Raw genomic sequence first — 13,216 nt, 5'->3', positions numbered from 1 at the left:
GGCGCACTTCACAACGCGAACAGGCTGCCCCAGCCTGTCACGCGGCGCGTGTCCACACCGGCGATGCGCAGCGACTTCCACACCGCCGTGGCCACGGTGTCGTAGACCGGCACGCCGAGCGCCGCCTCCAGCTGCGGCACCAGGTGCGCGGCGCGCAGGTTGGTGCAGAAGGTCGTCAGGCATTGCACGTCGCCGCTGGCGAGGGCGGCGCGGGCCATGGCCTCGATCTGGTCCGGCGTGACCTCGGAGAAGGCAAAGTTGACCGACAGCCCGAGGTGCTGCTCGGCCACGCAGTCGAAGCCGCTCGCGCCGTAGTTGGCCACGATGCGCTGCTGTACCTCGGCCAGGTAGGGCGAGAGCAGACCGAAGCGCGTGCGTCCGGCCAGGCGCATGGCCTCGTTCAGCGCCAGCACCGAGGTGCAGGCAGGAATGCCCGTCTCGGCCGTGATGCGCGCGCACAACGCCTCGTCGCGCTCGAAGCCCAGCCAGCCGGACGAGGTGCCGTTCCAGGCGATCACGTCCACCCGCGCGTCGGCCAGTAGGCGCGCCGCCTCCAGGATCGGCGTCTCGTCGAACTGGCCCAGGGCCTGGTCGGAGAGCGAGATCTCGGTGACGCGGAAGCGCGCGAAATGCGCCGACACCTCGGGCAGGCCGGCCACCATGGCCGAGGTGATGGGCTCCAGCGCGGTATTGGACGAGGGCGTGAGCATGCCCAACAGCACACGCCGGGGCGCGGCCCCGGGCGCCGCGGGCGGTGTGAACGAAGCGATGTCGCTCACCGTGCTCAGACCTTGATCTCGCGGTTGAAGCGGTCGATGTACTCGCCACGGCGCGGGTTGAGCTTGGCCCAGTCGACGCCGTTCATCTGCTCGATCTCGGCCATGTTCTTGGCGTAGGCCTGCAGGCCGGGGCTGAACTGGGCCTTGGTGCTCACCGGCGCCACGAAGTAGGGCTCGGCCGCCATCTTCGTCTGCACCTCGGGGCTGAGCGCGGCATTGATGTAGGCGGCGGCCAGGTCGGGGTTCTTGGTGTTCTTGACGATGTGCATCACGCTCTTGATGTGGATCCAGCCCGTGTCCGGCTTGGCCAGCGCCACCGGCACGCCCTTGGCCTGCAGGTCGCCCACGTTGTTGTTGTAGTGCACCGAGATGTCGATCTGGCCCTGCTGGAACAACGTGGCCAGCGAGCCCGGGTTGCTGGCCACGGCACTCACGTTGGGCAGCAGCTTCTTCACGAACTGGAAGGCGGGCTCCATGTTCTCCTCGCTGCCGCCGTTCAGGCGCGCCATCTCGACCATCCAGGCCGACATCAGCGTCGAGCCCATGCCGGCCAGGCCGACGCGGCCCTTGAACTCGGGCTTGAGCAGGTCGTTCCAGGACTTCGGGGGCGTCTTGATCTTCTCGGTGTTGTAGGCGATGCCGATGATCTGGCCCGAGACGAACACACCCAGGCCACGCGGGTCGACCAGCTTGGCCGGCACGTCCTTGAGGTAGGGCATCTTGTCGGCGGGGATCTTCTCGAAGATGTCCTGCGACAGCGCGGCGAGGTACGGGCCCTCGTCCAGGATGATGACGTCGTAGGGCGGGTTGGCCTTGGAGGCGGCGACCTTCGACACCGTGTCCACCGCCAGCGAGGGCACCAGGCTCACCGAGGCGCCCGTGGCCTTGGTGAAGGCCGGCAGCAGGATGCCGCGGTGCGCCGATTCCCAGGCGCCCGGATAGGTGGTGGCCGAGATCGACTTGCCCTGCGCCAGGGCCAGGCCGGCATGTCCGGCGAGTTGGACGGCACCGGCGCCGGCGGCACCCTGCAGAAGACGGCGGCGGGACAGAAGCAGGCTCATGGATCTTTTCCTTTCAGTCGGAGCCGGCCACCTCGGCCGGATGCGGCTGGCCTGCGCAAGCTCCGTGCCATGGACCCACGCCATCGAAAGACGCCGTATCCAATACCGGCGTCCCCATTTCGGGCGGCGGCCTGCGCCAACTTGGTCAGGCGCGCACCATTTCGTGCACAGTCAATCTTGGTTTTGTATCCAATTCATCGAGGTTTTGTGCCTCGGTCATTGGCATGGATCTTGAAGAAGACAGCCGCGGCCCTTCCCGCGAAACCAGGACCCATGCGCATGCCTTCTTCTCCCGCCGCCGCAGCCACCGCCGTCGAGCTGGACCAGATCCATCACCGCTATGCGGGCTCGGTGGCGGTCGAATCGGTCTCGCTGCAGATCCGCCCCGGCGAGCTGGTGGCGCTGCTGGGCCCCAGCGGCTGCGGCAAGACCACGCTGCTGCGCATCGTGGCCGGCCTGATGCGCCAGAGCGGCGGCCAGGTGCGCATCGGCGGCGAGGTGGTCGACGCGCTGCCGACCAACGAACGCGGCGCGGGCATCGTGTTCCAGAACTACGCCCTCTTCCCGCACATGACGGTGCTGGCCAACGTGGCCTACGGCCTGCGTGCCCGCGGCGTGGCCGCGGCAGAGGCCCGCGCCACCGCCGAGCGCATGCTGGCGATGGTGCAGATGAGCGCCTTCGCCCAGCGCCATCCGCGCGAACTCTCGGGCGGCCAGCAGCAACGCGTGGCCCTGGCCCGCACGCTGGCCGTGCAGCCGCGCGTGCTGCTGCTGGACGAGCCCTTCGCCGCGCTGGACAAGAACCTGCGGCTGGACATGCAGATCGAGATCCGCCGCATCCAGCGCGAGCTGGGCATCACCACCATCCTCGTCACCCACGACCAGGAAGAAGCCATGTCCATGGCCGACCGCATCGCCGTCATGCATGCCGGCCGTGTCGAGCAGTTCGACACGCCCGAGGCCATCTACGACCGGCCCGCCTCGCTCTTCGTCGCCACCTTCATCGGCACGGCCAACCTGCTGCCGGGGCGACTGGCGCGCGAGGGCGAGGCCGGCTTCGCGGTCGACTGCGAAGGCGGTGGCCGCCTGCCGCTGACCGAGGCCCAGCCCTGCTCGCGCGTGGGCGCCGTGGTGCTGGCCGCCCGGCCCGAACACCTGGCCCTGGGTGCACCGGCCGCCGACGCCCTGCCCGCCACGGTCGAGATGGTGCTGCCGCTCGGGCCCTCGCTGGTCTACGAGCTGCGCCTGCCCGGCGGCACCACCGCCAAGGTGACGCAGCCGCGCACGGCCGAACAGCCACGCTTCGAGGCCGGCCAGGCCGTGGGCCTGCGGCTGCGCCAGGGCTCGCCCGCCAGCGTCTTCGCGGGGTGATCGCCATGGCTGCCGCTGCCAATCCCCGCCTCACGCCGCCGCTGGCCCTGGGCCTGCCGCTGGGCCTGTTCTTCGCCGTCTTCGTGCTGGCGCCCATGCTGCTGCTGGCCTGGGTGAGCCTGCACAACGACACGGCCATGACGCAGTTCGGCGTCGGCCAGTACGCCAAGTTCCTCGGCGACGGCTTCAACCTGGGCATCCTGGGCAGCACGCTGTGGCTGGGCCTCAAGGTCACGCTGCTGGCGGCGGTGGTGGGCTTTCCGCTCGCCTACCTCTACACCCAGGCGCCGCCGCGCTGGCAGGGCGTGCTCCTGCTGCTGGTGCTGCTGCCGCTGCTCACCAGCTCGGTCGTCCGCACCTTCGCCTGGGTGGTGATCCTGGGGCGCCAGGGCATCGTCAACACGGTGCTGCTGGACCTCGGGCTGATCGCCGATCCGCTCAAGCTGCTCTACACGCCCGGGGCGGTGACCGTGGCGCTGGCGCAGATCGAGCTGCCGCTGATGGTGCTGCCGCTGATCACCGCGCTGGCCAACATCGACGGCAACCTGCGCCAGGCCTCGCTGGCGCTGGGCGCGGGCCACTGGCGAACCTTCTGGCAGGTGACGCTGCCGCTGGCCATGCCGGGCCTGCTGGCAGGCAGCCTGCTGGTCTTTGCCAGCAGCGTGAGCGCCTTCGTCACGCAGACGCTGGTGGGCGGAGGGCAGCAGATGTTCATGCCCTTCTACATGTACCAGCAGGCCATCCAGGCCAACAACTACCCGTTTGCCGCTGCCGTGGCCATGCTGCTGCTGGTGTGCGTGCTGGGGGTGGTGGCCGCCATCAACGCGCTGGGCCGGCGCAGCAAGGGGTTCGTCCATGGCTGAGGCTTTCGTTTCCGGCACGCCGGTGCCCGTCACTCCGACGGCGCCCACGGCCAAGGCCGACCCGCGCGGCCGCGCCGAGCGCCTGTCGTTCACGCTGGTCTTCGGGCTGCTGGGCCTGATGGCGGCGCTGCTGCTGCTGGCACCGACGGTGATCGTGGTCATCACCTCCTTCACCAGCGGCTATTCGCTCAAGTTCCCGCCGCCGGGCTATTCGACCCGCTGGTACCAGGCGCTGTGGGACCAGTCGCCCGAGCTGATCGAGGCCTTCGTGCTCTCGCTCGAACTGGCGGCCACGGCGACGGCCATCTCCATCGTGCTGGCGGTGGCTGCGGCGCTGGCGCTCGCCCGCCGGCGCGAGGCCTGGGCACGGGCGGCCGAGGCACTGTTCCTCTCGCCGCTGATGCTGCCGGCGCTGGCCATCGGCCTGTCGCTGCTGATGCTGTTCAACCTGGCGGGCACGGGGCTGTCGTTCACGACGCTGGTGCTGGGCCATGTGGCCATCACGGCGCCCTACATCCTGCGCACCACCACCGCCAGCCTGGCGCAGATGGACGGCGCGCTGCTGGAGAGTGCGCATTCGCTGGGCGCCTCGGGCGTGTTCGCCTTCCGCACGGTGACGCTGCCGCTCATCGCGCCCGGCGTGGCCGCGGGCGCCTTCATCGGCTTCATGTATTCCTTCGACAACGTGGCGGTGTCGCTCTTCCTGTCGGACGCGCGCAGCGAGGTGCTGCCGATCCGCATGTGGCACATCATCGAGTCGAGCCTGGACGTGCGGGCCGCGGCGGTGTCGGGCGTGCTGATCGCCGCGACCATCGTGCTGATGGTGGTGATGGAGCGCGTGGCCGGCATCTCGCGGCACATGCGATGAGCGGCTCCTGCGGGCATGCGCAGGGCGCGACCGGTGCGATGTCCGGCGCGCCCTGCCTCTCAGGGCGCGGGCGCCACGCGGTCGCCGCCCCAGCGCAGGCGCAGCGCCAGGTAGTCGTCCTCCAGCACGCCGTCGCGCAGTTCCAGCGGGTAGTCGGTGAGGTGGCAGAAGCGCTCGATGCTGTAGTCGCCCAGGTCCACCCGCCGCAGCCGCGCATGGCGCAGGGCCAGCACCAGCGTCTGCACGCCGGCGATGCGCAGCGCGCCCGCGCACATGGGGCACGGCTCCATCGTGCAGTACAGCGTGGCCCCCTCGGCGGCCTGCGGGCCGTGCGCGCGGAAGGCACTCTGCAGCGCGTCGGTCTCGGCATGCGCCGTGGGATCGCCGCGCGTGTTCTGGCGGTTCTGCCCATAGGCCAGCACGCGGCCCTGCTTGATCAGCACCGCGCCCGTCGGCCAGTCGCCGCGGGCATGGGCATCGAGCGCCTCGGCGAGTGCGGCACGCATCCAGTGGATGTCGGCAGCCTCCTGCGTCATCGGCGACGCGGGCATGGCGGCAATGGGCATCGGGTCCTTCCCTTTCTGTTCGATGGAGACACACACGCATGAGCAAGAAGCGAACCCTGCTGCGCGGCGCCCAGGCCTTGCTGGGCGACCGGCACCAGCATGAACCGCGCCCGCTGGATGTGCTGGTCGAGGACGGGCGCATCGCCGCGATCGAGCCAATGGGCACGCTGGGCGGTGCAGACCGTGTAGTCGACCTGTCGCGGCACCTGCTGGTGCCCGGCCTGGTCAACGGCCACCAGCATTCACACGAGCACTTCCAGCGCGGCCGCACCGAGAACCTGCCGCTGGAACTCTGGATGCACCTGGTGCGCACCCGCATGCCGGTGCCGCTCACGCCTCGCCAGGTCTACCTGCGCACCATGATCGGCGCCATCGAGTCGCTGCGCACCGGCTGCACCACGCTGGTGGATGACATGGCCTTGGGCGCGGCCATCGACCGCCCGCTCATCGAGGCCTGCCTGCAGGCCTACGACGATGCCGGCATCCGCGCGCTGGTGGGCTTCGCGATGATGGACAAGCCCATCGTGGACAACTTTCCCTTTCTGGCGCAACACATGCCGCCCGCGCTGGCCGAGGAGATGCGCGCCGGCCGCCGGCCCGACCCGCAGGACTGCCTGGCCCTGGTACGCGAGCTGGCCGCGAGCCGCCATCCGCACAGCCGGCGCGTGGGCGTGCTGGTGTCGGCCTCGGCCCCGCAGCGCTGCACCGAGCCCTTCCTGATGCAGGTGCGCGCGCTGGCCGACGAGCTGGCGCTGCCGGTCATCACCCATGTGCAGGAGACGCGGCTGCAGGTGGTTACCGGCCAGCTGTTCTACGGCTGCCCGATGGTCGAGTACCTGGACCGCATCGGCTTCCTCAAGCCGGCCACCAGCCTGATCCACGCGGTGTGGCTCAACCCGCGCGAGATTGAGGCGCTGGCCCGCACCGGCGCCACGGCCCAGCACAACCCCTGGAGCAACCTGCTGCTGGGCTCGGGCATCCAGCCGGTGCGCGAACTGCTGGACGCGGGCGTGAACGTGAGCCTGGGCTCGGACGGCTCCTGCTCCACAGTCACCGTGAACATGCTCAACGTGCTGGGCAGCGCCGCGGCGCTCTCCAAGATCCGCGGTGACGACCATGCCCGCTGGCTCAGCGCGCAGGAAGCGCTGCATGCCGGCACCGTGGCGGGCGCACGCGCCCTGGGCTTCGGCGACCAGTTGGGCAGCCTGCGCGTGGGCGCCATGGCCGACCTGGTCGCCTATCGCACCGACACCGTCACCTTCACGCCGATGAGCGACCCGGTGCGCCAGCTCGTCTATGCCGAACGCGGCGCGGGGCTGGACTTCTCGATGGTCGATGGCGAGATCGCCATCCAGGACGGCCGGCTGGTGCGCGTGGACGAAGCCGCGCTGCTGGCCGAGATCCAGCACGAATTCGCCGAGTTGATGCCGCAGTACGCCCGCGCCGAAGCCGACATGGCACCAGTGCTGGCGGCCATGGAACGCATCCACCGCGAGGGGCTGGCCACGCCCATCGCGCCCGACACCTTTGCTGCACGCCTGCCATGAGCCCTTCACTGCCTCCCCGCGACTTCGCCGGCTACGGTGACGACGCGCCCGCCATGCGCTGGCCCGGCGGCGCCGGGCTGGCCGTCTCCTTCGTGCTCAACATCGAGGAAGGCGCGGAGTTCGCGCTGTCGGCGGGCGACGAACGCAACGAAGGCTGCCACGAGGTCAACAACGAGATCCGCGGCGTGCCCGACCTGTGCATGGAAAGCCACTTCGAATACGGCAGCCGCGTGGGCTACCGGCGCATCGTGCGGCTGCTGGCCGAGGCGGGCGTGCCGCTCACGCTCAACTGCTGCGGCCGCGCGCTGGAGGCCACACCCTGGATCGCCGAGGACGCCATGCGCCGCGGCTTCGAGCTGTGCTGCCACGGCTGGCGCTGGGAGTCGCATGCCCACCTGGCCGAGGACGAGGAGCGCGCGCGCATCGCCCGCACGGTGGCGACCGTCACCCGCCTCACGGGCCGTGCGCCGGTGGGCTGGCACACCAAGTCCTCGCCCTCGGTGAACACGCGCCGGCTGCTGGTCGAGCACGGCGGCTTTCTCTACGACAGCGACGCCTACAACGACGACCTGCCCTACTACCGTGAGGTGGCCGGCCGGCCGCACCTGGTGCTGCCCTATGCCTTCGACACCAACGACATGCGCTTCTTCGACAGCCATGCCTTCGTGGCCGGCGAGGACTTCGCGCGCTATGCCATCGATGCCTTCGAATGGCTGCGGGCCGAATCGCACGAGGCACCGCGCATGATGTCCATCGGCCTGCACACCCGCATCATCGGCCGGCCCGGGCGCATCGGCGGTTTGAAAGCGCTGGTCGAGCACATCCGTGGCGCCTCGGGCGTGTGGCTCGCCACGCGCGAGCAGATCGCCTGCCACTGGCTGGCCGAGGTGCCGCCGCCCGCTGCAAAGGACGCTGCATGAAGCTGCTGCTGATCAACCCCAACCGCACCCAGGCCGTGACCGACGCGGTGCTGGCGGCCGCGCGCACGGCGGCCCGTCCGGGCACCGAGCTGCTGGCCGTCACCGGCCGGCAGGGCCCGGCCATCATTGCGTCACGCGCCGAGAACGCGCTGGCCCAGCAGGAAGTGCTGGAGCTGGCCGCCCAGCACGCACCCGAGGTGGACGCCATCGTGCTCGGCGTCTCGCTCGACAGTGCGCTGTGGGCCTGCCGCGAGCTCTTCGATGTGCCCGTCGTCGGCATGACCGAGGCCGGCCTGCTGATGGGCGCCACGCTGGCCGGCCGCATCGGCGTGCTGACCTATGGCGCGCGCATGGCGCCGCTGTACCGCGAGCTGGTCGAGCAGCACAGCATGGCCGCGCGCCTGGCCGGCATCGAGACGCTGGAGGTGACACCGCAGCAGACCTTCGAGGCGCCGCTGCGCGTGCAGGAGGCCGTGCTCGCCGGCATCGAACAGCTGGTGCAGCGCGACGGCGCCGAGGCCGTGCTGCTGGCCGGCGCGGCCATGGCCTCGATGGCGCCGGTGCTGCAGCCGCGCGCCAGCGTGCCGCTGCTCGACGGCGTGGCCTGCGCCGTCGCCCTGGCCCAGGCCCGCGTGGACCTGGCGCTGCCCGCCGCCCGTGCCGGCAGCCTGGCGCCGCTGCGCGGGCGGGACGTGACGGGCGTGACGCCGGCGCTGGCGGCGAGCTTCCGGGGCACAGCGGCATGAGCGCCGGCCCTGCCACTGCGCAAGGCGCGCCTGCCGCAGGCTCCGTCGAAGCACAAGGTCGTCCAACGGACGTGAACCGCCTCGCCGCCTCCTCCGTTCGCCCTGAGCCCGTCGAAGGGCAGGAGGGCGCACCCGCGTCGATCCCGCCGCTGCACGACATGGACGCCCGCGAACTGGCCGCCCGCGTCGCACGCCGCGAACTGACGGCCACCGACGTCGCCCGCCATTTCATCGCCCGCGTCGAGGCGCTCAACCCCGCCCTCAACGCCATCGTCCAGTTCGATCCGGCGCGCGTTCTCGCCGAGGCCGAGGCGGTGGACCGGCGCCTGGCCGCGGGCGAGCCGCTGCCGCTGGCCGGCGTGCCCTTCACCGTCAAGGACAACCTCTGGGTCGAGGGCTACCGCATCGCCCAGGGCTCGCGCCTGTTCGAGGACTTCGTCGCCCCGCGCGATGCCTGGGCCGTGGCCCGCCTGCGGGCGCTGGGCGGCGTGGTGCTGGGCATCACCAACTGCTCCGAATTCGCTTGCAAGGGGGTGACGAGCAACCTGCTCTACGGCGCGACGCGCCATCCGCTCGACCCATCGCTCACGCCCGGCGGCTCCTCCGGCGGCGCCGTGTCGGCGCTGGCGAGCGGTTTGGGCCTGCTCGCGCTGGCCACCGATGCCGGCGGTTCCACGCGCCGGCCGGCCGCGCACTGCGGGCTGGTGGGGCTCAAGCCCAGCCCCGGGCTCATCCCGCATCCGTGGGGCTTTGCCGAGCCGAACTATGGCCTGTCGGTCATCGGCGTGCTGGCGCGTGGCGTGGCCGACTGCGCCTGGGCCTTCGACCTGCTCGCGGCCTATGACGCGGGCGATCCGGCGGGCGTGCCGATCCCGAGCGGCCTCACGCAGCCGGCGCCCGGGGCGCCGCAGCGCGACCTGCGCATCGCCTGGAGCCCACGCCTGGGCTGCGACTTCGCCATCGACGACGACGTGCTGGCCCAACTGCAGGCACGCATCGACGCCCTGCGCGCCGCCGGCTGGCAGATCGCCGACGCCGATCCACCCTGGCCGCCCGAGGCGCGCGAGTACCCGCTGATCGCCCTCCAGCATGCGGGCCTGCATGCACTCCACGGCGAGCAGTGGGCCGCCGACCCGTCCCGCATCGATCCGGTGCTGGGCGGGCAGATCGAGACCGGTGCCCGCATCGCGCCCGCCGATGTCGCACGCGCCCTGCGCCTGCGCGAGCGCATCGCGCACGCGCTGGCGGGCTTCTTCGAGCACTACGACCTGCTGCTGTGCCCCACCGCCCCGGTCACCGCCTGGCCGCTGGAACAGCTGGGCCCACCCGTCATCGGCGGCCAGCCCGCCGGCCCGCGCGGCCATGCGGCCTTCACGCCACTCTTCAACTACTGCGGCGTGCCGGCCTGCTCCGTCCCCGCCGGCACCGTCCGCGACCTGCCGGTCGGCCTGCAGGTGGTGGCGCCACGCTACGAGGATGCGCGGGTGCTGGGCTTCGCCGCGGTGGTGGAGACGACGACCGACTGAAGTCTTGCGGTCTCGTGCGATGTATATACTGTATATACATCAACCATCCGGAGGCGGGCCATGCAGACGCGCATCTTCAAGAGCGGCAATTCGCTGGCTGTTCGCATTCCGCGCGAGTTGGCCTTTGCCGACGACGTGCAGGAGGTGGAGATCGAGCGCGTGGGCGATGCCCTGATGCTGCGCCCTGTCCAGCAGGCCACCCTGGCGGACCTGGGCGACGTGCTGGCCCAGTTCAGCCCCGGCTACATGGCGGGGGGCCGAGAAGAAGCCCCCGAGCAGGACCGGCCGTGGGGCGGGAAGGGGTGAGCGGCCCGTGCGCTACATGCTCGACACCAACATCTGCATCTACCTCATCAAAGGCCAGCCCGTCGAGGTGCTGCGGCGCATGCGGACCCAGCGGGTGGGCGACGTGGTCATGTCCGCCATCACCTTCGCCGAACTGCGCGCGGGCCTGGAGATGCAGCCGGCCCTGCGCACCCATGACGAGCGAGTGCTGGGCCTGCTGGCCGAACGCATTCCCGTGCTGCACTTCGAAGACCGCGCCGCGGCGTCCTACGGCGAACTGCGTGCTGCCGTGCCAGAGCGCCGACGCAACGCGCTGGACCGCCTGATCGCCGCCCATGCGCGCAGCCTGGGCCTGACGCTGGTGACCAACAACGAGGCCGACTTCATGGGCTATCCGGGCCTGGCGGTCGAGAACTGGACCCTTGCGCCATGAAGTCGGTGAAGCCAGGCAGTGCCCGACGTCGCACAGGCCTTCTGGTGCTCGTGCTGACCTTGCTGCCCGCCGCCGCCCTCGCCCTGCCCCGCTTCGACGACGTCCGCCGCGACTTCCGGCCCTCCGACGTGCAGGTGCTGGACCAGGGCGGCGCGCTGGTGCAGCGGGTGCGCACCGATGCCACCGTGCGGCGCGGCCAGTGGATCAGCCTGGCGGACATCTCGCCCGCGCTGCGCCATGCGCTGATCTACAGCGAGGACCAGCGCTTCTACGAACACAGCGGCGTCGACTGGCGTGCCGTCTCGGCCGCCGCCTGGGGCAACCTCTGGAACACGCGCACCCGTGGCGCCTCCACGCTGACCATGCAGCTGGCCGGCCTGCTCGACGAGGACCTGCGCCGCGGCGCCAGCGGCCGCAGCCTGGGCCAGAAGGTGGAGCAGGTCTTCGGCGCTGCCCAGCTGGAGCGTGAATGGCGCAAGGACCAGATCCTGGAGGCCTACCTCAACCTTGTGCCCTTCCGCGGCGAGCTGGTGGGCATCGACGCCCTCTCGCGCACGCTCTTCGCCAAGGCCCCGCATGGCCTGGATACGCGCGAAGGCGCCATCGCCGCGGCCCTGGTGCGCGCGCCCAACGCCTCGGCCGCGCAGGTGGCGCGCCGCGCCTGCGAGGTGCTGCGCGCCATGCAACCGGCACCGGCGCCGGACTGCGAATCCCTGGCCTTCTTCACCCAGGCCGCGCTGCAGCGCCGCGCCTTCGACGCCAGCGAAGGCATCGCGCCGCACTTCGCCCGCCAGGCGCTGCGCCAGCGCAGCGGCGATGCGCCGACGCTGCGCACCACGCTGCGCGCGCCGCTGCAGCGCGCCGCCGTCGAAGCGCTGGACCGCCAGATGCGCGAACTGCGCGGCCGCAACGTGCAGGACGGCGCCGCCGTGGTGCTGGACAACGCCAGCGGTGCGGTGCTCGCCTGGGTGGGCTCCTCGGGCGCGCACAGCCGCGCGGCCGAGGTCGATGCCGTGCTGGCGCCGCGCCAGCCGGGCTCCACGCTCAAGCCACTGCTCTATGCGCAGGCGATTGCCGAGCGGCGTCTGACGGCCGCCTCGTTGCTGGAGGATTCGCCCGCGCAGATCGCCACGCCGGGCGGCCTGTACATCCCGCAGAACTACGACCGGCATTTCAAGGGCCTGGTCTCGGCCCGCACCGCATTGGCCGCCTCGCTCAACGTGCCGGCGGTGCGCACGCTGGTGATGGTCTCGCCCGATGCCTTCGCGCGCCGCCTGCAGGCCACCGGCCTCGCGCTGCGCGAGAGCGGGGACTATTACGGCTACAGCCTGGCCCTGGGCAGTGCCGAAGTCAACCTGCTGGCGCTGACCAATGCCTACCGCATGCTGGCCAATGGCGGGCGCTACACGCCCACGCGCCTGCTGCCCGAGGCCGCGGCCGAGCCGCCCAGGCCGGTGCTCGATGCCGGCGCCGCCTTCATCGTGGGCGACATCCTGTCGGACCCGAACGCGCGCGTACGCACCTTCGGCCCCGACAGCCTGCTGGCCACCCGCTTCTGGACGGCGGTAAAGACCGGCACCAGCAAGGACATGCGCGACAACTGGGCCATCGGCTGGTCGCAGCGCTACACCGTGGGCGTGTGGGTGGGCAATGCCGACGGCTCGCCGATGTGGGACGTGAGCGGCACCAGCGGCGCGGCGCCGGTCTGGGCCGAGCTGATGCGCCAGCTGCACCAGCGCGAGCCCAGCCGCGCGCCCGCGCCGCCGCCGGGCGTGGTGCAGCAGGCCGTGCGCTACGCCGCCGCGGACGGCAGTGAGCGCGGTACGCCGCTCGAAGCCGCCCGCAGCGAATGGTTCCTGTCCGGTACGCAGCAGGCGCTGTTCACGCCCTCGGCCATCCGCGCCGGTGCGACCGACGGTGCGGCCAGCCGCACAGCGCGCATCACGGCCCCGGCCGACGGCACCATCCTCGCGCTGGACCCGGACATCCCGCCGCGCCACCAGCGCGTGCGCCTGGTCGCCGACGGCGCGCCGAACGACGTGCAGTGGCGGCTGGATGGCCGCACGCTGGCGCGCGGCACGGCGGCCGACTGGCTACCCTGGCCCGGCCGCCACCGGCTGGAGTTGGCCGATGCGCGCGGCCAGGTGCTGGACGGCATCCGCATCGAGGTCCGCGGTGCGGGCGTGGTGGGACCGCCGCCGCGTCGCTGAGGCAGGGCCGCCGCATCGGCGGGCGTCCCGTCGCGAGCCGC

The 13,216-nt window shown here is 71.5% G+C and carries 13 protein-coding genes; 10 read left to right on the top strand and 3 right to left on the bottom strand.

The annotated features are described in order from the left end of the window. Nucleotides 1-8 precede the first annotated feature (8 nt). Nucleotides 9-710 (bottom strand): maleate cis-trans isomerase family protein, encoded by a 702-nt coding sequence (locus tag ACT54X_RS24635; protein WP_476349262.1) that lies wholly within the window; start codon nucleotides 708-710, stop codon nucleotides 9-11. Nucleotides 711-784: 74 nt separating this feature from the next. Next, the gene (locus tag ACT54X_RS24630; protein WP_083715768.1) at nucleotides 785-1,840 is read right to left on the bottom strand and encodes an ABC transporter substrate-binding protein; all 1,056 of its coding nucleotides are present in this window, start codon (nucleotides 1,838-1,840) and stop codon (nucleotides 785-787) included. 279 nt (nucleotides 1,841-2,119) lie between these two features. Here ACT54X_RS24630 and ACT54X_RS24625 point away from each other — a divergent pair, with 279 nt between their 5' ends. Genes ACT54X_RS24625 through ACT54X_RS24615 form a run of 3 tightly spaced genes read left to right on the top strand, consistent with a single transcriptional unit; the run spans nucleotide 2,120 to nucleotide 4,942 of the window. Further along, nucleotides 2,120-3,211: an ABC transporter ATP-binding protein gene (locus ACT54X_RS24625; protein WP_476349162.1), complete on the top strand. Its 1,092-nt coding sequence runs from the start codon at nucleotides 2,120-2,122 to the stop codon at nucleotides 3,209-3,211. Nucleotides 3,212-3,216: 5 nt separating this feature from the next. Continuing rightward, on the top strand, nucleotides 3,217-4,074 hold the full coding sequence (locus ACT54X_RS24620) for an ABC transporter permease (protein ID WP_017762100.1): 858 nt from the start codon (nucleotides 3,217-3,219) through the stop codon (nucleotides 4,072-4,074). Continuing rightward, the gene (locus tag ACT54X_RS24615; protein WP_476349160.1) at nucleotides 4,067-4,942 is read left to right on the top strand and encodes an ABC transporter permease; all 876 of its coding nucleotides are present in this window, start codon (nucleotides 4,067-4,069) and stop codon (nucleotides 4,940-4,942) included. The genes ACT54X_RS24620 and ACT54X_RS24615 overlap by 8 nt, the downstream gene beginning before the upstream one ends. Nucleotides 4,943-5,001: 59 nt before the next feature. On the opposite strand, the gene ACT54X_RS24610 is transcribed toward ACT54X_RS24615, so the two are convergent. After that, entirely contained in the window at nucleotides 5,002-5,508 is a 507-nt protein-coding gene (locus ACT54X_RS24610; RefSeq protein WP_476349158.1) for a nucleoside deaminase, read from the bottom strand. 38 nt (nucleotides 5,509-5,546) lie between these two features. Between ACT54X_RS24610 and ACT54X_RS24605 the strand changes: the two genes are divergently transcribed. The 7 genes from ACT54X_RS24605 (at nucleotide 5,547) to pbpC (ending at nucleotide 13,175) form a co-directional block, all read left to right on the top strand. After that, nucleotides 5,547-7,055: an amidohydrolase family protein gene (locus ACT54X_RS24605; protein ID WP_476349156.1), complete on the top strand. Its 1,509-nt coding sequence runs from the start codon at nucleotides 5,547-5,549 to the stop codon at nucleotides 7,053-7,055. After that, on the top strand, nucleotides 7,052-7,975 hold the full coding sequence (locus ACT54X_RS24600; protein WP_476349154.1) for a polysaccharide deacetylase family protein: 924 nt from the start codon (nucleotides 7,052-7,054) through the stop codon (nucleotides 7,973-7,975). The genes ACT54X_RS24605 and ACT54X_RS24600 overlap by 4 nt, the downstream gene beginning before the upstream one ends. After that, nucleotides 7,972-8,721, top strand: coding sequence for an aspartate/glutamate racemase family protein (locus ACT54X_RS24595; protein WP_476349152.1), 750 nt, complete (start codon nucleotides 7,972-7,974; stop codon nucleotides 8,719-8,721). The genes ACT54X_RS24600 and ACT54X_RS24595 overlap by 4 nt, the downstream gene beginning before the upstream one ends. A 71-nt stretch (nucleotides 8,722-8,792) precedes the next feature. Next, a complete protein-coding gene (locus tag ACT54X_RS24590) occupies nucleotides 8,793-10,247 on the top strand; it encodes an amidase (protein ID WP_354322336.1) in 1,455 nt (484 codons plus the stop codon). Nucleotides 10,248-10,307: 60 nt separating this feature from the next. Further along, the gene (gene vapB / locus ACT54X_RS24585; RefSeq protein WP_294369139.1) at nucleotides 10,308-10,553 is read left to right on the top strand and encodes a type II toxin-antitoxin system VapB family antitoxin; all 246 of its coding nucleotides are present in this window, start codon (nucleotides 10,308-10,310) and stop codon (nucleotides 10,551-10,553) included. A gap of 16 nt (nucleotides 10,554-10,569) precedes the next feature. After that, complete coding sequence (locus ACT54X_RS24580) at nucleotides 10,570-10,965, top strand: PIN domain-containing protein (protein ID WP_476349150.1); 396 nt, start codon at nucleotides 10,570-10,572, stop codon at nucleotides 10,963-10,965. Next, a complete protein-coding gene (gene pbpC / locus ACT54X_RS24575; protein WP_476349148.1) occupies nucleotides 10,962-13,175 on the top strand; it encodes a penicillin-binding protein 1C in 2,214 nt (737 codons plus the stop codon). The genes ACT54X_RS24580 and pbpC overlap by 4 nt, the downstream gene beginning before the upstream one ends. Nucleotides 13,176-13,216 lie beyond the last annotated feature (41 nt).

Source organism: Pseudacidovorax sp. DMC4, from assembly GCF_056314265.1.
Note: the sequence above shows the minus strand (reverse complement) of the source record. Positions and strands in the feature narration are given on the sequence as shown.

Excerpts from the sequence above, each read along its gene's own strand:
- vapB (WP_294369139.1), top strand. The coding sequence starts at position 10,308 with ATGCAGACGCGCATCTTCAAGAGCGGCAATTCGCTGGCTGTTCGCATT.
- ACT54X_RS24580 (WP_476349150.1), top strand. The coding sequence starts at position 10,570 with ATGCTCGACACCAACATCTGCATCTACCTCATCAAAGGCCAGCCCGTC.
- ACT54X_RS24595 (WP_476349152.1), top strand. The coding sequence starts at position 7,972 with ATGAAGCTGCTGCTGATCAACCCCAACCGCACCCAGGCCGTGACCGAC.
- ACT54X_RS24605 (WP_476349156.1), top strand. The coding sequence starts at position 5,547 with ATGAGCAAGAAGCGAACCCTGCTGCGCGGCGCCCAGGCCTTGCTGGGC.
- ACT54X_RS24635 (WP_476349262.1), bottom strand. The coding sequence starts at position 710 with ATGCTCACGCCCTCGTCCAATACCGCGCTGGAGCCCATCACCTCGGCC.
- ACT54X_RS24620 (WP_017762100.1), top strand. The coding sequence starts at position 3,217 with ATGGCTGCCGCTGCCAATCCCCGCCTCACGCCGCCGCTGGCCCTGGGC.
- ACT54X_RS24630 (WP_083715768.1), bottom strand. The coding sequence starts at position 1,840 with ATGAGCCTGCTTCTGTCCCGCCGCCGTCTTCTGCAGGGTGCCGCCGGC.
- ACT54X_RS24625 (WP_476349162.1), top strand. The coding sequence starts at position 2,120 with ATGCCTTCTTCTCCCGCCGCCGCAGCCACCGCCGTCGAGCTGGACCAG.
- pbpC (WP_476349148.1), top strand. The coding sequence starts at position 10,962 with ATGAAGTCGGTGAAGCCAGGCAGTGCCCGACGTCGCACAGGCCTTCTG.
- ACT54X_RS24610 (WP_476349158.1), bottom strand. The coding sequence starts at position 5,508 with ATGCCCATTGCCGCCATGCCCGCGTCGCCGATGACGCAGGAGGCTGCC.
- ACT54X_RS24615 (WP_476349160.1), top strand. The coding sequence starts at position 4,067 with ATGGCTGAGGCTTTCGTTTCCGGCACGCCGGTGCCCGTCACTCCGACG.
- ACT54X_RS24600 (WP_476349154.1), top strand. The coding sequence starts at position 7,052 with ATGAGCCCTTCACTGCCTCCCCGCGACTTCGCCGGCTACGGTGACGAC.